The organism is Flectobacillus sp. (genome assembly GCF_049240685.1).
Classification (GTDB): domain Bacteria; phylum Bacteroidota; class Bacteroidia; order Cytophagales; family Spirosomataceae; genus Flectobacillus.
Genome location: NZ_JBMLSD010000180.1, coordinates 1 through 18,991 on the forward strand (window position 1 = coordinate 1; position 18,991 = coordinate 18,991).

Sequence of the window (18,991 nt, forward strand, 5' to 3'; positions counted from 1 at the left end):
TTTAGAATTTGAAAATCTTTTTCCACAATATCCTATTTCAAACAAGAAGTCCCATCTGGATTTTATTCCAAATGGGACTTCTTGTTTGAAAGCACTTATCAAAAAATATTTAAAGAGGTTTAACAGCTTATTCGCTTCTTACTGAAGAGGCACCAGATGCATCGCTACGCACAGAAGGAGTACCTCTGTAACGTACTGAAGATGCACCACTAGCTTCAACGTTCAATGTTTTTGAAGCATTTACACGTACACTTGTAGCACCCGAAACATCTAAGTCTGCATCTTTTGCCACAAACTCAAGGGCATTAAATTTACTAGCACCCGAAGCATCTAATTTCATGATACTTCCTTTTCCTTTTAATGTTACGTTAGAAGCACCAGAGATATCAAATAGAAGTTTATCAACATTTACATTAATTTCTGAGCTTGAAGCCCCAGAGAATTGCACTTTGAGGTATTCAAGGTCATTGAAACCAGAAATTTTTGATTTTGTTGCGCCCGAAAAATCTAAAGCTTTAATATCTGGTACAACAATGCTGAAATGTACGCGTTTACGGTTTTTGTTCCAGCCCCAGCTTCCTTTATCTTTATAGCGTGCAATCAGGCGTTTACCCGAAACTTTTACTTCTAAATCTTCTAAATCTTCGCTTCTTTCTGCATCTACGTGTACCTTGAAAGTATTGCCATGCGTTACATCTACCACAAATGCGCTAGACATTTCGATTTCGTTGAATCCAGTAAAGTTAAAATCCTTTTGGCTTTGGGCTTGAGCCAAGTTTGTTCCTAAGAATAAAGCACCAGCCATAAGAGCTTGGCGAAAGTAGGTTTGAAGTTTCATAACGTTGATTGATTAAGTTTTGTCGATAAGATGCAAAGACTGAAAGTAAGGTTGCATGAGCTTTGAAAAAAATCAAAAGTATTTCAAAAACAGAGGCATAACGTGTTTGACATTATGCCTCTGTAGGTTGATCTAATCTATCTCGGGTTTGATTACACCACTATCTTTTATCGTTTTTTGAAGGTTCGGATTTCCCTTATAACGAATTTGCGCAACGCCAGAAGCCTTAGCCTCAAGGTTTTGATTTATATCTACCTCAACGTGGGCATTTTCTGTTGCATTAATTTTAGCATTTTCAATATCTAATTCAAAGGCCTCCAAATTAGTGAGGCCAGCAAGTTCAGCTGTAAAATTACCCAAATGACCTGTAGCCCGAATTTTATATTGCCCTTTGGTTTCTAATTGGAAGTTATCCGCCTGAATATCTTTGATTCTCACATTGCCAAAACCTTTTTCTAAATTAAGATATGAGAGATTTGGAAGCGTAATATGCACCGTCAAGAAGCCTGCCTGTTTGCTGGCGTTCTTTTGGGTAATGATTAACTTTCTGTCTTTTACCTCCGCAAGGATGTTTTCCACATCTTTTTGGTCACCGCCAACTTCTACTTTATAATTTTCTCCAAAACGAATGTATACTTCAGAAGGAGTTTCTATAGCTGATTGGACTTTGTCGAAGTCTTTGAGCGGGAATTTTTGTACAAAGTCATTAGGTGCGAAATCAGTCTCATCATCAGAAGAGTTGCTATCGTTATCATAGTTGTTTTCTACAGGGAAACGGTTTAAACATACAAGTTCGCCTTCACGAGTAAACTGCCACAAAGAGCCTTTAAACAAATCTTTCTCACCATCAAAGTATCCTCCAGAAATTCTATTCTCGATGAACGAAGCAAATTCTCGGGTCATGCTAAATGGTTTTTCGTATGGAACATATAGTCTCAAACGAACTCGCTGGGCACGGAAACGAGCATTTTCGGTAAACTCATATTCTTCATCAAAAGATAAAACAGAATCAACTTTTGAGTAGGTATAAAGAATTTCTGAAGCATTTCTTTCTGCATCTTTTTTATCAATACCCTTTGCATAATATTCTTTTTCAAGTTTGTAGGCGTCTCCCTCATAGCCAATAATTTCGAGTGATGGAACAAACTCTATATGGTCAGAAACACGCTTGATAGTAAATAAAGGCGTTTTTTTGCCAAAATCAAGGGTGGACGATTGCTGGATACTTGCGCTTCTTGAGAAGTTTTTGGCATAACTTATTCCTGTATACATGGCACCAAATAAGCCTACAATAAAAATCCCTAATAGACTTTGCCAAACTACTGAGGTAAAAATATTACGACGGATAATTAAGGAAATTCCCGCAATACCTACCGCAATAGCAGGAGCAATGGCAGCTAAAAAACCTGCTATAAACATAAAAGGAGAAGCGTCACGAGCCAAAAAACCTAAGGGTAGGTTGTCGCCAATATATACATTTGCCGTTTCGAGCGCCGTAAAACCAACGAATAAAGAGAAAAATAACGCTACGATGGTTACTAGAGATGTGAAAATCATCATACCACCAGCAAAGAATCTAAATGAGATAATGGCAAAGTTGGCTATCGGACCAAGTGCTTTGAATACCTGCGACATCATTCTGAAAGGCAATAGTAGTGCCTTCGTAAGAGTATCTTCGGGCTTGTTTTCAATATTTAATGTACGCTTGATATTACTCTCGATATTCTCCAACGTGATGGGTTCGCCAGTCATTTGCATTTTATCGGTAATGGTTTTGGCTTCGGGAGCTATTGCCCACAAAATCAGATAAATAACAATACCCGAACCAAAGGCAAAAATCAGTAAGACAAATACAAAACGTAGCATTCCTAAGTCAAAACCTGTGTAAGAGGCTAATCCGCTTACCACACCACCCAAGACTTTATTGTCAGGGTTACGATAAAATTTCTTTACAGTGTCGTCTTCTTCCAAGAAAGCATTGGCAGGAAAGGCAATCCATGAGGCGATATACAAAACAAAGATAACACCGCTTAGTGGAGATTCTGTCAATGGACTTAATCCTAAGAAAGTGACTAAGAAAATCAAACGTACCCAAAGGGCGTCAATGCCTAAATAGTGTGCAAAGCCAGCACAAACACCACCCAAAAGCTTACGTTGTGTATCGCGATAAAGCTTTTTAGCAGTCTCAAATCTTGGATACTCATATTGTTCAGAAGTAGTAGATTTTTGTTCAGATTGTGTTGATTGGGCAGTTTGTTGCGCTTTTTCTTCTGTTACTAAATCTTCTTCTTCTTGGATTGCTTCAAAATCAGAAACTGTTCCCATTGAAGCAATAAGTGAGTCTACATCTTCTAGGGTAATAGCCTGTTTGGCATCACGTTTTTGTTTGTCCCAAAATTTTTCTGCAATACGAGATTCAATATCTTCGATAATTTCTTTTGAACCTTCATAAGAAGCAAAGTGCGATTGGATAGCCTTGAGATAAAGCCCCAATTTTTCGTATCCATCTTCCTCTATGTGGAAAATAATACCTGCTATATTGATAGAAATGGTCTTTTTCATCGGAAAATTCAATTTTTGCTCACGCGGTGTGATAATTGGTTTAAGGTTAAATTAGGCTTGTTCCTCCGTGTTTTTTTCAGTAGCCTCTTGTTTTTTATGATAGCTATCCTGAATGATTTGAGCAACGGATTCTTGTAACTCTTTCCAAGTGGTTTCTAGTTGTTCTAAAAAAGATTTACCGTTCTCGGTCAAAACATAATATTTGCGAGGCGGTCCAGAAGAGGACTCAACCCATTTGTAATCTAGCAAGCCAGAATTTTTAAGTCTTGTCAATAAAGGGTAGAGTGTCCCTTCTACGACCATAATCTTGGCAGAGGTTAGTTCTTCGAGCATATCCGAGGCGTATACTTCTCCTCTCGATATGATTTGCAGAATACAGAATTCCAATATTCCCTTCCGCATCTGCACTTTGGCATTTTCTAAATCCATAGTTTCTTAATATTTGTTAGCCTAGACCTTTAGCAAAAACAGTAAATTTCTGTCGGTTTGTCTTATCTGTCTACTGCGGTGTTTAGTCGATTTACTTGGACAATACCCACTACTGGGTAATCCTTAGTTCAAAGATATAAAAAGGTACTATGTAATGCAAAGTACTATAGGGAATTTTTTTATTTATGCTGGATAAATGGTCAGAAATATGGTTGAATGGTAAAATATAAACCTGTAGTTGCGTCAGGAGCAAGGCTTAAACATTTGGAGATGGTACAAAGCTGCTGATACATCAATAATCAAGATGCAAAGGGGAATGAATAAGGAGAAAGTTTCTCAAATGGATAATCCTATATTTTGGCATGAACTATTTGTTTGGTCGTAGCAATAGCACCTAGATTTTTCTTAAATCGGAATAAATTTTCATTCAAAATGCCATTTACTGATGAAATTCCTAGGTCCAAAATCTGAAATTTATGTACTTGGGCGTATTCATACAAATATTTGATAAGTAAAATACTGGGACTAAATGCATTATAGTTGGGGTCGCTTGCAGGAAAAAAGTAGTATAAAATTTGATGAGGAACAACCACTATAGCTGTACATGTTGCAATAATTTGATGGTTATGATATAGAGTGAAGGGAATAAAACTTTCAGGAAAGTGTTCGAATAGTGACAAAAAATCTGCTTTGGAAATACTTACAGGAATTCCTTTGAGCAATCGTACTTTTTGAATAAAGTCATATTGTTCATGAACTTTCTGTGAGTTATTCTCGAAAACAAAGCTTTCTTTTTCGCACTTGGTCAACCTCCGTTTTGCTACAGAATGTATTATTTCAGTAAAAGGGATATCTAAAATAGCCAAATGTTGATTGGTTTCATAGATGGTATTTTCGGAAAAAGATGTCAATACTTTTTCTAACCTTATATGATGAGCTTGATAGCAGACAGGAGTTTGAATGATTTGAACCGTATGAATTTGTTGCGTTTTTAACCAGCAAAATACTTCTTCTACAAAGGTAAAAAGTTGTTGCTCAGAAAGCTGTCTATCAAAATCAAAACCGCCAAAACTAGCTGCTTTGGGACTACTTGCTTGGTGGTTTTCTATCCAGAAATACGCTAAAGCTTGATAGATAGCATGGTCATTATTGTACCATGCAAACCCTATCGCTTGTTTGCTGGATTGCCAATGTAGGTGTTCAGGTCGAAAAAATAACGATAGTGTAAACGAGCACTCCTCTTGAGTGGCGTAGTGATTTAATAAGTGTAGCATGGGAGAGTTTTGAGTGCTGAGTTGTGAGTGGTAAATTATAAGTTGTTGATAATTAACGTTTTAATTTTTTATTCAAAACTCAAAACTCACAATTCATCACTCAAAAGGTTTACATGATTGCGAATTTATTTAAAATGCTTTTTAGTTGTACTGGTGTAAAAGGTTTGCTCAAATAATCCGCCATACCGCATTCTAAAGCTTTATCCTTTTGAGATACCAAGGCGCTTGCAGTAAGCGCTACGATAGGCGTATTTTTATTAGGATTTTCGGTATTGGTAATTTTGATAGTAGCTTCGTAGCCGTCCATGATTGGCATTTGTATATCCATCAAAATCAAATCATACTTTTTGTCTAATGCTTTTTGACAAGCCTCTGCGCCGTCAAAAGCCATATCGTAGTCAATTTTCCATTTTTTGAGTAGGGTAGTAGCATATTTGCGATTTAGCTCGTTGTCTTCTACTAATAATATTTTGAACCCTTCCAACACCGAGCTAGGCTCAGAGGCTTTTTTGGTTTCGGTCAAAGCTAAAGGTTCTTCGGTAGCGAGTCCATTGGCCGAAACTGCTTTTGGTAGACGAAGTGTAAAGAAAAACTTTGTACCCTTTCCTTCAACGCTTTCTACCCAAATTTTTCCACCTAAAAATTCAACAATTTGCTTACTAATCGACAAGCCTAGTCCTGTACCAGGCGTTTTGATTTTATTTTTGTCGTGTATTTGAGTAAATTTATTAAAAATTAAATCAATCTTATCGGCAGGAATTCCCATACCTGTGTCAAATACTTGAAACTCAAATAGGGTATCTTCCTCGTTTCGCTCTAAAATTTTCACCTTTAGACCAATCTTGCCTTTCTCAGTAAATTTGTCTGCATTACCCAATAAATTGAAAAGTACTTGGTAAATAAGCGTTTCGTCGGCATGATAGAATTGGTCCATACGCATATCTGCCATAAAGTCGACATCCAATCCCTTCGGAGTCACTTTCATTTGGAAGGTCTGCTGTATGGTTTTTAGTAAGCCTTTCAAGTCAAAATCCTTGGGATGTGCCGTAATTTTTCCAGCATCCATTTTCGCAAAATCCAACAAATCGGTAATCAAGTTGAGCAAAAATTGCGAAGAGTTTTTCAGAATATCAAAATACTCAACTTGCTGAGGATTAGGATGCGTATCGTAAAGTAGGTGCGTAATACCAATGATGGCATTTAGCGGAGTACGAATCTCATGGCTCATCGTAGACAAGAACTGCTTTTCTGCATTGCGAGCCTCCTCAAGCGCTTGTTCGGCTAGTTTTCGATGGGTAATATCACGGATTATATCTCGTGAACCCTTAAATTCTCCATTTTCTACAATCGCCGTTGAATTGACCTCCAAGTATCTAATTTCGCCATCGCCACGAATAATTCTACCTACATAGTTTTTATAAAAACCCTCGGTCAAGAGCTTTTGGAGATAGCTATTAGAATGTTCTCTGTCGTCAGGATGTACCAAGCGACCTAAACTGTAGGAGGTCATTTCTTCCCTTCCAACACCAAGTATTTGTAAAAACGTATCGTTTGCCTCTTTAACTACTCCTTTTTCTGAAAGGATAGCCACGCCATCATTCATGTTCATAAAGAGGTCTTGATAACGCTCTTTCGATTCAAGAATTTGTTGTTTGTACTCTGCAAAACGAAGTAAAAGTGCTTTGGTTTGATACCCAAGGGCATCTGCATTGTCGAAGTCGAGAGCTTCAGTGCTTACACCCATTTCGTTGCAAAGAACCTCCAATATATCTTTTTGATTTCTGATGGCGCGTTTTAGCTGTACATTTTGCTCTTGAGTTTTATTGAGTAAAAGGCGATTTTGAGCAAATTTTTCTAACTGAAGTTTATAAATTATATCACCAGCAAAATACAAAGAAACACTTAAGCCAACTGCTACTAGCATGGTGTCTATCAAAATATATGCTTTGGGGAAAATGGTGAGATAACCCAAAAAGAAAAAAACTAAACAGATAAGATTGTAATAAAACCTCTCTTTGGCATTGAGCATGAAAGAAAGGTTGAAATAAGAAATAGCCAAGGCAATCATCGATAGCTCTGCGCCGTAATGCTTTGCCATGAAGGAGGTTCCATATTGCATCACCGTTAGCGTTAATACTGCCAAGGTAATCCAAACTTTGAGGGTGCTAATTTTTTCTTTTTGAGGAATTAGCTTCGTAATCTGTTGATGATAAAGAATAAATAGTAATTCGATGGTTAAAAGCCCTACCAAATAACCTTTCCAAGCCTTCGTAGATAATATGTCCTTGAGGGCAAAAATATCACTAATCGTTAATAGAGGCATTAAGAAAATGCCAATTTTTAAAGCAAAAACAATCGCTCTGCTTTGAAATGATAAGCGGTCGGCTTCGAACTCCGCCAAATCAGCAGGGTTCAATGTGTTAAATTGCCAGTTGGTATATTTTTTTAAAAGCACTTCTGATGGATGTTTTATTATAATCGGATCTAATGGCAAATATAGTGACTTACTAATGATTCAATATCTCAATAGAACAATCATTTCTGCATTGATAATCATTAATTGGCAATTAAATAGTAGCAAGCCTGTTTTAAGTAAAAGGAAAGATTAAATTATTAACATATCTGTAGCACACTTTACAGTATCCTTCCAATGATGAGTACATTCCAACAACAGATATATTATTAAGTATCTATGCAAAATTAGATTTAAGTTTTGTGTTTTAGGCAACAGGCACAAGGCACAGAGTGTTCAAATGTTTTTTATTGCCTACAGCCATGCTTTTTTCCAAAACCCACCGCCGAAAGCCGATACCTGACAGCCCAATGCCCAATCTTAAATTTTATTTTGCGCACTAACTTAAGTATCAGTGCAGAATTAAATTAAAGTTTTTTGTTGAAGGCAAGAGGCAACAGGCACAAGGCACAGTGTTTTAACATGTTTTGTTAGTAATTACAAATATATTTTTGCCGAATGCCCAAAGCTGAAAGCTCAAAAAGTAGATTTCATTTTGCCTACCAACTTATCTGAAATTGTGTAATATTAAAGCTAAGCTTTTGAAAATTTTAATTTTTAATTAAAATTTTAAGTTTTTTTGTAATTTTAAACTAAAATATTTCTATACAATGTTTAAAATACACCTGTCGATATGAAAAAAATCATTTTCTGGATATCCGTATTTATTGCCATTAGCCAAATTGGATTCGCTCAATTAGCCTCTTATTATCCCGCTCTTCGACTTCCCGTAGCACAAAAGGCCGTTTATGAATTACCGTATGAGACTTTACAAAAATATTGGTCGTTTGTAATCGAAAATCAATATATTCATCTTTATCGACAAGGCAAAGAGGTTGCAATAGATATTCATAGCAAAAATAGTTCCTATTTATTACAAGGTGACTATCTGTTATTTATGGGTTTTCCAAACGATGGTTTGGTAGATTCCGCTTTGTATCAAAGTCCTGAAGCTCAACCTAATTTCGAATATAGTTTATTTTCAGATACGGCAAGTTATATCCTCACTTATGAGCCACATCGTAGTTCTTCTTTGCGTATTACTCAGGAGCTTGTAACTGATACGGAGATTTATGTTCCAACACAGATTGGTACTCAATCAATTACTCGCGTATTCTCTGATTTGTATTTTCCTGGTTTGGTTTTAACTCCATTTGAAAATGAGCAAATCTGGGATTCGTTCTACCAATCTGCCGAAGGTTGGATGAGTAAGCGGTACTCGAACCAACTACCTGCCACCTTTTCTTTGGATACCACCCAAATTGCTGGCGATACCATTAAGATAAGTTTAAGGTTGGCTAGTCAACTGGCTACCAGCCAAGTAATAGGAATTTGGCAGGGGAATGTGCTTCTAGCAAATATTGAGTTAAAACCTGCTGAGTGTAAAAATTGGGAAGGTGAAGTATTATTGTCTAAAGGTACAGAAATTATTTTAAGAGGCGAAAATTCTCAATTTGGAATAGCATTCCTGAAATATGCCTATTTACAAAAAATCCATGCCTTAGAGAATACCTCATATTTGTGGAAAACCGCAAACGCCAAATCCTTATACCTTCCCAAGGTTCAAGTTTGGAATATATCCGATCGAAACATTCCGCTAAAAGCAGTATCAAACCATGACAGTGTTCGGACAAAAGCTAAGGAGATTTTTGTTTGGGATAAACCAAAGACTATGACCAATATCAGTAGCCTCGATGAATGGAAGGTTGATTCTGCCGCCAATTTTTTGATAGTCACTAACAAGGATTTATGGGCAAGTGCTCAATTGTACGCTGCCTACCGTCAGACTCAAGCAGGAGGAGGGTTTCGTTGTCAAGTAGTGAGTAGTCAGATGATTTATGATTTGTATAACTTTGGAGATAAGTCTACTCTAGCATTTCAACGGTATTTTGCTACATACAGCAATCTCCCCCAACCCGTGTATGTTTTGTTGATTGGAACGGGCACCTATCCACAAAATGCACGAAAAAATCCTTTAACTTTTGTTCGAGATGTTGTCCCTACTTTTGGCTATCCTTGTTCGGATACTCCATTTGCCATCAATAAAAATATATCAATTGGACGCATTCCTGCCGAAACTAATGCTGAAGTGGAAGCCTATCTTAGGAAAGTTATTGTTTTTGAAAAAGACGACAATACCTATGAAGGGCGTAAGCAAATATTACATTTGAGCGGTGGCAGATACGGCATCGAGCAAACGCTTTTTAGGGCCTATTTGGATTCGTTAGCACAGATTGCCCTTAGTCAAAACTTGGAGGTTCAAACAATCGGGAAAAAAACGGATGCTTATGTCGAGACAAGAAATGTAGCCGAGGAAGTCAACCATGGTTTAGCAATGATTACGCTCTTGGGGCATTCGGCAATTGGCCAGCTTGATCTTGATATTGGCTATGCTAGCAATCCTGATTTGGGCTACCAAAATCAAGCAAAATATCCATTTGTACTGGTGAATGGCTGTGATGCGGGTGATTTTTTTACAGAAAAAAAGGCATTAAGTACCGATTGGATATTGTCTGCTAATCGTGGTGCTATTGCTTTTCTGGCTCATACACATTTAGCCTATCCCAATTCCTTGTATGATTTTTCAACATCTTTTTATCAAGAATTTTTTCAAAATGAATTAGCTCAATCTTTGGGGGAGGTACAAAAAACTTTGCTAGAAAACCCTACCGTGGAGCCCTATCTCAAAACTACCTTGCAACAATTTACTCTGCAAGGAGACCCTTCTATCAAAATATTCAAGGCCATAGCTCAGCCTGATATAGCTTTTTTAGAAAATAGTTTGACTCTAGAATCCCGCTCAGACTCTGTACGGATAGGTGTCAAAATTTTGAATTTTGGAAAAATTGCAGATTTACCCTTTTCGGTTCATCTTTATATCAACCACAAAGAGGTATTTCAGACTATGTACACCAAAAAGCTAATTGGCTTAGATTCTCTAAGCTTGATTGTGCCCTTCGACGCCAATTGGGAGAGCGATACGCTTCATCTCAAAATGGTACTTGATGAAGAAAATAGTCTGACAGAAGCCAACAGAACTAATAACGAAATTGTACTACATAGTTTGCAACTCAAAAAGGATTTACAATGGTATTATCCTCAGAATTGGGCAATTGTGTCGAAGCCAGAAATTTGGTTGGAAGGTAGCAAAAATTCTGATAAAGTATTTACGCTTCAGGTAGCCTCTAACAAAACGTTTTCATCAATTATCTACCAACAACAACTCGTTGAGAAGGGAATTTTTCGTTATCTTTTCAAAAGCTCCGCAAAAGATACCACCACCTATTATTGGAGAGTGATGTCTGGTGAAAAGTTACTGCAAAAGGGTACTTTTACTTTTATTCCAGATAGTCCTTTGGGTTGGATACAACGTACCGACGAACACTTTCAATCTGTTCAATCGAGTGGAATAAAGTGGGAGAATGAGGCTTGGAAAATCCAGTCTGATACGTTGAAAATATCCTTGTTCGTGCCAGGAGCAGACATCCCTCAAAGTAATTATTTGGGATGGGTCAAGGTAAACCAGCAGCAATGGTTAGGAAATGGACTATGTTATCCTTGGAGTAGTCTCAACGCTCTTACGTTTGATGAACAATTACGCCCCTTTCATATTTTGCCCCAATTAAGTTGTGGAAATTCACCTTATTGGGTTCAAAATTTAAACGAAAATCTGCTACTAGGAGAAAATCCTTTATTAACATTTTTACAAAAACTAAACGATGGCGAATGGCTTCTTTTGTGGTCACACGGACGTGTCGATACCAAACAATGGACTGCTGAAATTTGGTCAAAGTTACAAGAATTAGGTTTTTCGGTTTCGCAATTGAAAGCTTTACCACTAGGAATCCCCTTTTTGTTGGTTGTACAAAAAGGACGAAATAAGGTATTCGAAAAATTGGGGAATGGTTCTACGTCTACTATCAATCATACGATTACTTTATTTCCGGAAAAGACTGACTGGCGTATAAATCCACCAAATTTAGGTGCGCTAGGTTATGTTGAAAATGTTTTTGTAGATATTTCTCCTTTAGAAACTTCAGCAAAATATGAAATTTGGCTGAATGGATCACCTTATCCGCTTTCTGAGAAATTTTCATTGAAACACCCTTTTCCTTCAAATATTGTCACTTCTGCAAACATAAGTTTTATAGCAAAGCAAGTACAAGAGGCTAGTCAACTTCATTATTGGGGTGTACATTCGACACCTCTACCCGATTTGGTCTTGCAAGCTATTCCCGAGCAACAAGTAGTAGAAATCGGCCAAGCAGCTAAGATTAAACTTGCAGCTTTTAATTTGTCTGACGCGCCATTTGTGGATAGCACTATTTTGCAATGGCAAGTTTTGAAGAATAGAGAGATATTACAAACCAATACACAGGCTCTTTCACCTATCATGCCTCATGATTCTATTGTTTTACCAGAGTTGTCCTTGATTTTTGAGCGGGCGGGCGAATATATACTACGTTTTTGGATAAACCCGCTCAGAAAAAGCGAAGCTAATTTTTTGAACAATCTCAGTCAATTCATAATAAAAGTAAAAGAAGATACGATTCCACCTCTTATGTGGGTTAGGGTGAATAGTAAAATTGCTCAAAAGTTTGAACATTTTCCACCCAATCCTGCTCTTGATATACAGGTGATAGACAACAACCCTTTTAGTAGTTTGAAAAAAGAAAATATCGAAATTTTTAGTAAGCTTTGCAGTACTTGCCCTTGGTCAGAAACAGATAAGGCTGATATTAGCCTCATATCGGCCTCTGGCGGTAAAATATTACTACATTTTCAACCAAAAAATTGGCTTAGAGATACTGTGTGGATTAGGGTAAGATCGTTGGATAGAGCAGCTGAAAAATCAAAGATTAGTACCTATCAAATCCCGATTGTACTAAAGGATAAATCTAATCCTGTAGCGATTGATGTGTTTCCTAATCCATTAACAACTTGGTCGAAAATTCGGTTGTCAAATTTGCTCAATACCGATTATAAGGCCATCTTTCAGATTTTTAATCATTCAGGACAAAAGCTTTTTGAAATACAAAAGGATGTTAACTCAGCCGAAACAGAATTTTTTTGGGATGGACGAAATCAAGAAGGTTATATTTTGCCCAATGCAATGTATTTTTACAAACTTACTTTACAAAATAAAGATTCGAAGGATTCGTTGTCGATACAGGATACTTTTTCTGGAAAGATTATATTGGATAGGAGGTAGGACAACTTAAATCTAATTTAGCTTTCGGCTTTTAGCTACAGGCATTGGCAAAAATCTATTTTTAATTATTAATGAAAAAATTAAAACTATTTGCCTGCTAAATTAATACTTAAATTATTACTCGCTAATTCGCTCAATAACTATTGTATGTTAACTGTTGATATTTATAGCAAAAATACTTGGTGGAAAATTGCCTTTTTGTTTGTCTGTGTAATCATTGGAGCATTTTCACTATATTTTACCGACCGTATTGTTTCAAAATTAGAAGAACGAGAGAAAGAGCAAATTCAGCTTTATGCTGAGTCATTTAAGTTTATGATGACTAATGATTTGGATAAAGATGTAAATTTCTTTTTTGAAAAAATTAAAAAGGCAAACGAAAATATCACCATTCCTGTGATTCTTAAAGATGGATCAGGATATCTGACGGCCTCCGAAAGCATTCAAATACCGCCTGGGTTGAACTCAAAGGAGCAACAAGCATTTTTGAGAGAAAAATTATCAGAAATTATGCGAGATGATAATCAGCCTATCGAACTAGATATGGATTTTCATAAGGAATACGTCTACTATGGTAATTCCAGACTATTGAATATGCTTCGTTATTATCCTGTATTTCAGTTGATTGTTGTCTTGATTTTTGGGTTGGCTGCGTATTTGTTTTTTGATGCCTCTCGCCGTTCCGAACAAAATAGGGTTTGGGTTGGGCTAGCTAAGGAAACAGCCCATCAGTTAGGAACTCCACTGTCTTCATTAACAGCCTGGGTAGAGTTTTTTAAATCTGATCCCACATTTGACCCTGAGATTGTGAAGGAGTTAGAAAAGGATGTTCAAAGGCTTGATGTAATTACGACGCGCTTCTCTAATATCGGTTCAGTTCCGGTCTTAAAAGAAGAAAATGTTGCAGAAACGGTAGAGGTATTTTTGAGCTACCTCAAGCGCAGAATTTCATCAAAAGTATCGCTTACTATTGAAAATCATTTGACTCATCCAACCGTCAAAATTAACAAGTATCTTTTTGAGTGGGTAATCGAAAATATCTGTAAAAATGCCGTAGACGCCATGAATGGCATTGGAGCATTGAAGGTAACAATGGAAAATGGTAAACATAATCAAATTGTGATAGATATATCGGACACTGGCAAAGGTATTAGTAAACAAAATCTCAGTAAGGTGTTCAACGCAGGATTTAGTACAAAAAAACGAGGATGGGGTTTGGGGTTGACCTTAGCCAAGCGAATCGTCGAGAACTATCACAGTGGAAAGCTATTTGTCAAATACTCCGAGGTAGGCAAAGGAACAACCTTCCGAATTATTATTGCTGGGCCGCCAGAAGATTTGGCAAGTTGAGTATGAAAAGTTTACTATAATTTCATAAAAAACACCGTTGTTTCTTTAGCCTATGGCTTTCAGGTAGCGGTTTTCGGTAAAAGTAGCTAGGTAGTTTTTTTGAAAATAAACTCGTTGTGTGGTACCTAATACATAAATTTCACGATTACCTAATATCTTAGGGAAGTAGGCTTAAGATAAGTTCTTAAGCCTTTTTTATGAACAAATGTCTAACTCGATTTGTTACTAAAGAGTACTTTTGAAAACATCCTTATTACTTTTTTTAGTAATAATTAACTTAAAATCAATTTACTCCTTAAATTGTATTTGAAATCAGCACAAGCATTTGAAATATTTATGAAAAAGACAACCAATCCAGTAGTTGAATTAGTGAAGGCGTGGGAGGTGTTTGAAAATGAGAATCCAACGGGGAACTTGGAAGAATTTTGTCAAGATTATCTACAAAAACAACAATTAGTAAGATTTAAGCAAGTGGATGAAGAATATATTCATCACACAGGAGGTAGGGTTGTCAAGCCATCTAATGGCTTAGGAAAAGCACTCGTTCGTGTTCAGAAATATCTTCATTTTTATATAAAAAAAACTATGCAAAATCTACCTGTAGATAATATTGAAGATTTTGCCTACTTGTCTGATTTACATTTTATGGGTGCTATGCGGAAAAGCGAACTCATTCATAGGAATATTTCGGAGTTTACCTCGGGTACTAATGTGATTAATCGGCTTATTAAAAATAACCTTGTAGAAGAGTTTAATGACCCCGATGATGCACGTTCGAAGCAAGTAAAAATAACTGCCGCAGGTGTGAACTGGATTATGAGTTGTTTGCCTGAGATGATAAAAGTAGATGCCATTTTATTCCAAGTGCTAAAGGCAGATGAAAGAGAATTACTTTTCCATGTATTGGCCAAACTAGACCGTTTTCATACCAGTGTTTACTCTGAAATGCGTGCCTTGGAAATTGAAGACATTTTGAAAAAGGTGATATAGATGAAACATGAGTACTCTATTAGGATTGTTCTCCAAGTTTTTATCAAAAAAGCGGTCGAAAACACATTTTTCGACCGCTTTTTTCTTGCTACCATGCTCGATGTAAATGGCTAGCATACAAATTTTAACAAAATTACTCAATCGCTAAATTCAGGATGAGTGATTTTTTAGGCTTATTCCCACTCAATGGTAGCTGGTGGTTTTGAAGAAATATCGTATACTACTCTGTTTACTCCTTTTACCTTGTTGATGATATCATTAGATACTTCAGCCAAAAACTCATAAGGCAAATGACACCAGTCGGCAGTCATACCGTCCACAGAAGTTACAGCACGAAGCGCTACAACCTTTTCGTAAGTACGCTCATCGCCCATTACGCCTACCGATTGGATTGGCAACAAGATTGCACCTGCTTGCCACACTTGGTCATACAATCCTTTTTCTTTTAATTTACCGATGAAGATTGCATCTACGTTTTGAAGAACGTCAACTTTTTCAGCGGTAATATCTCCAAGAATACGAATTGCCAAACCTGGGCCAGGGAAAGGGTGACGACCTAGAATATTTGGGTCAATTCCGAGTGTCTTTCCAACTAAGCGAACTTCGTCTTTGAATAAAGTGTTGAGAGGTTCAACAACTTTCAACTTCATATAATCAGGTAAACCACCTACATTGTGGTGAGATTTAATTGTCGCTGAAGGTCCTTTTACCGAAACAGACTCAATTACGTCTGGGTAAATAGTACCTTGTCCTAACCATTTTACATCTTCAATAAGATGAGCTTCTTGATCAAAAACATCAATAAATGTTTTACCAATTGCTTTTCTTTTTGCTTCAGGGTCTGTTAAGCCAGCTAATGCAGTATAGAATTGTTCTTTTGCATCAACACCTTTTACGTTCAATCCTAGGTTTTTGTAAGATTCAAGTACCTCTTCAAATTCGTTTTTACGAAGTAAACCATTATCTACAAAAATACAATATAAGTTTTTGCCAATAGCCTTGTGAATCAATACGGCAGCAACCGAACTATCAACGCCTCCGGAAAGTCCTAATACAACTTTATCATCGCCTAATTTTTCTTTCAAATTAGCAACAGTCGAGTCTACAAATGAGTCCGAAGTCCAGTCTTGGCTACAACCACAAATGCCAACTACGAAATTTTTCAACATATCTTTTCCTTCCAAAGAGTGAGTTACCTCTGGGTGGAACTGAATGCCGTAAGTAGATTCGTCTTTGATTTTGAAGGCGGCTACTTTTACAGAATCTGTAGAACCAATGATTTCAAAGTTTTCAGGAACAGACATGATTGTATCACCGTGTGACATCCATACTTGAGAGTCTTCCGAAACACCTTCCCAAAGTTCAGATGATTGCACTTTCGTCATTTTAGCACGACCATACTCACGGTGTCCTGAGTTAAAAACCTCACCACCAGCAGTATGAGCTAGCAACTGTGCTCCATAGCAAATGCCTAACAAAGGTAATTTTCCTCTGAAAAGAGACATATCGACGCGAGGAGAATCCTCTTCACGAACAGAACAAGGACTACCCGAGAAGATAACACCTTTTACATCATCGCCAATGGCAGGGATATGATTGAATGGATGAATTTCGCAATAGACGTTTAGTTCGCGCACACGACGTGCAATCAATTGCGTTACTTGAGAACCAAAATCGAGGATTAATATTTTTTCGGTCATGATACTTTGGGATTAGGCTCTTGAAAATTAGGCATTTAACCTATCTTCATCGTCCTACGTGTCTAAAAAGAAGGTGCAAATTTCGTAAAAAAACACATAGCTTATTCAAAAATGCTTGAAAATATATTTGTTAAAATAAAGTAAGCTGATTTATGAGCTGAAAATTGAATAAATCCTACAATGTTTTTTATTTTTAGAACCTTAAAAAGATAGATAGCGCCATTATCGCATTCAAGTAAGGTTTTTAGTTCTTAAAACTGAAAATAGATAAATTGAGCGGGAGCCTCGTACATTCCCATAAATAGTGTGGCAAATATAATTCCGTAATATAACATCCAACGAAACCAAGTTGGCTTGCTTTGCAGGCTCTCACGTAGCTGGGTACCTCTTTGTGCCCAATGTACACTTTCCATCATGATTAGAGCCAAAATTACGATTATGAAGTTGAGCTCACCTTTATTAAGCATGATATTTTTGGCAAAAAACACTTCATGATTTAACTGGCTTAGCTGTTGGGGTAAATCGGTAAACAGATGGCTGACAATATATGATGCCGTGTCAAAATCTTTGGCTCGGAAAAAAATCCATGCGAAGCTAGTTAGCCCAAACACACAAATTACTTGTATAATTTTATAGAAAGAATCCCACCGATTGAGCCCAATCGTACCTACCAAAACATTTCTTAACTCCTTGGTTTGATTTGCAAAAATGAGATAGAATCCATGAATAGCACCCCAAATTACAAAATTCCAGCTAGCACCATGCCATATACCACTTACCAAAAATACGACGAACAAATTGAATTCTCGACGCCATTTGGATACCCTATTTCCTCCAAGAGAAATATACAAATAGTCTCTAAACCAAGTAGATAGGGAAATATGCCAGCGGCGCCAAAATTCTGAAATAGTTTTTGAAAAATAAGGACGGTCAAAATTCTTCATCAATTCAAAGCCCATCACCTGAGCCGAACCCAAGGCAATATCAGAGTAACCCGAAAAATCACAAAATATTTGTATAGAAAACAGACAAGTTGCCATAACTAGGGGTAATCCCGTATATCCTTGTGGATGGTCATATACTTGTCCAACCATTGCAGCCAGTCGATCTGCAATAACCACTTTTTTGAACATACCCCAAGCCATTAGTTTAAGGCCATTTGTCACATTTTTGTAGTCAAAATAGTGTTTTTCATGAAACTGATGAATTACATTTTGTGGGCGCTCGATAGGCCCAGCTACCAGTTGTGGATAGAACATCACATAGAGTGAGTAAATCCCAAAATGCCTTTCTGCTTTTTGATTGCCTCGGTAAACTTCTATGGTATAGCTCATGGCCTGAAAAGTATGGAAGGATAATCCAATCGGTAGAAGTATATTCAAATAAGGGATAGAATTTTGAAGCGAAAAGCCTTTGAGTAACCAGGTAATATTTTCGTTGATAAAATTATAGTATTTAAAAACTGCTAAAACCCCAATATTAGCAATAAGACTCATGATTAGAAACCACTTTCGTCGGCTACCCTCATTTTGTTCTATGAAGATGCCAGCGTAGTAATCAACTATGATAGTAAAGCCCAAAATGACCATATAAATGGGCACGAATGCCATGTAAAAGTAGCAGGATGCTACCAAAAGCCAAAGCCATCTAAATTTATGGGGTAACAAAAAATAGCCAATCGTAACGATTGGAAAAAAAACTAAAAATTCTATTGAGTTAAAAAGCATAATGTAAAAAATACCTGTAGGGGACTACCCTACAGGTTGTTAATTTCTTCTTCAGATAGCCCAGTGAGCATTTTGATTTGTTCTGTACCTAAACCTATAACCTTAGCTTGACGTGCAATCTTTAATTGTTCTTCTCTTTTCCCCTCTTTTATTCCCTCTTTTATTCCTTCTTTTATACCCTCTTGAATACCCTCTTGAATACCTTCTTTCTTACCTTCTTGAATACCTTTTTGAAGTCCTTCTTGGATACCTTTTTGAAGTCCCTCTTGGATACCTTTTTCCAACCCCTCTTGAATACCTTTTTGAAGTCCCTCTTGGATACCTTTTTCCAACCCCTCTTGGATACCTTTTTGAAGTCCTTCCTCTCGGGCAGTTTCCACGGCATAGTCGTAGGTGG

At 36.9% G+C, this 18,991-nt stretch carries 10 protein-coding genes and 1 pseudogene; 3 read left to right on the forward strand and 8 right to left on the reverse strand.

Going from position 1 to position 18,991, the window contains the following annotated elements; translation table 11 throughout:
- Window positions 1-127: 127 nt before the first annotated feature.
- The 5 genes from ACOVQ4_RS08355 to ACOVQ4_RS08375 form a co-directional block, all read right to left on the reverse strand.
- Window positions 128-838: a head GIN domain-containing protein gene (locus tag ACOVQ4_RS08355; RefSeq protein ID WP_421820196.1), complete on the reverse strand. Its 711-nt coding sequence runs from the start codon at window positions 836-838 to the stop codon at window positions 128-130.
- Between the two features lie 132 nt (window positions 839-970).
- A complete protein-coding gene (locus ACOVQ4_RS08360; protein ID WP_421820197.1) occupies window positions 971-3,400 on the reverse strand; it encodes a PspC domain-containing protein in 2,430 nt (809 codons plus the stop codon).
- 51 nt (window positions 3,401-3,451) lie between these two features.
- The gene (locus ACOVQ4_RS08365; protein ID WP_421820198.1) at window positions 3,452-3,829 is read right to left on the reverse strand and encodes a PadR family transcriptional regulator; all 378 of its coding nucleotides are present in this window, start codon (window positions 3,827-3,829) and stop codon (window positions 3,452-3,454) included.
- A gap of 350 nt (window positions 3,830-4,179) precedes the next feature.
- On the reverse strand, window positions 4,180-5,103 hold the full coding sequence (locus tag ACOVQ4_RS08370; RefSeq protein WP_421820199.1) for a peptidoglycan bridge formation glycyltransferase FemA/FemB family protein: 924 nt from the start codon (window positions 5,101-5,103) through the stop codon (window positions 4,180-4,182).
- Between the two features lie 109 nt (window positions 5,104-5,212).
- Window positions 5,213-7,558: an ATP-binding protein gene (locus ACOVQ4_RS08375; protein ID WP_421820200.1), complete on the reverse strand. Its 2,346-nt coding sequence runs from the start codon at window positions 7,556-7,558 to the stop codon at window positions 5,213-5,215.
- 691 nt (window positions 7,559-8,249) lie between these two features.
- Here ACOVQ4_RS08375 and ACOVQ4_RS08380 point away from each other — a divergent pair.
- The 3 genes from ACOVQ4_RS08380 (at window position 8,250) to ACOVQ4_RS08390 (ending at window position 15,167) form a co-directional block, all read left to right on the forward strand.
- Window positions 8,250-12,827 carry a C25 family cysteine peptidase gene (locus ACOVQ4_RS08380; RefSeq protein ID WP_421820201.1) on the forward strand — a complete coding sequence of 1,526 codons (4,578 nt, stop codon included), beginning with the start codon at window positions 8,250-8,252 and terminating at the stop codon, window positions 12,825-12,827.
- Between the two features lie 147 nt (window positions 12,828-12,974).
- The gene (locus ACOVQ4_RS08385; protein WP_421820202.1) at window positions 12,975-14,177 is read left to right on the forward strand and encodes a sensor histidine kinase; all 1,203 of its coding nucleotides are present in this window, start codon (window positions 12,975-12,977) and stop codon (window positions 14,175-14,177) included.
- A gap of 336 nt (window positions 14,178-14,513) precedes the next feature.
- The gene (locus ACOVQ4_RS08390) at window positions 14,514-15,167 is read left to right on the forward strand and encodes a MarR family winged helix-turn-helix transcriptional regulator (protein ID WP_421820203.1); all 654 of its coding nucleotides are present in this window, start codon (window positions 14,514-14,516) and stop codon (window positions 15,165-15,167) included.
- 173 nt (window positions 15,168-15,340) lie between these two features.
- Here ACOVQ4_RS08390 and guaA read toward each other — a convergent pair whose 3' ends face one another.
- The 3 genes and pseudogenes from guaA to ACOVQ4_RS08405 all read right to left on the reverse strand — a co-directional run.
- Window positions 15,341-16,867: a glutamine-hydrolyzing GMP synthase gene (gene guaA / locus ACOVQ4_RS08395; RefSeq protein WP_421820204.1), complete on the reverse strand. Its 1,527-nt coding sequence runs from the start codon at window positions 16,865-16,867 to the stop codon at window positions 15,341-15,343.
- 251 nt (window positions 16,868-17,118) lie between these two features.
- Window positions 17,119-18,363: an MBOAT family O-acyltransferase gene (locus ACOVQ4_RS08400; protein ID WP_421820205.1), complete on the reverse strand. Its 1,245-nt coding sequence runs from the start codon at window positions 18,361-18,363 to the stop codon at window positions 17,119-17,121.
- 260 nt (window positions 18,364-18,623) lie between these two features.
- Window positions 18,624-18,991: pseudogene (locus ACOVQ4_RS08405) on the reverse strand (hypothetical protein); the annotation flags it as partial.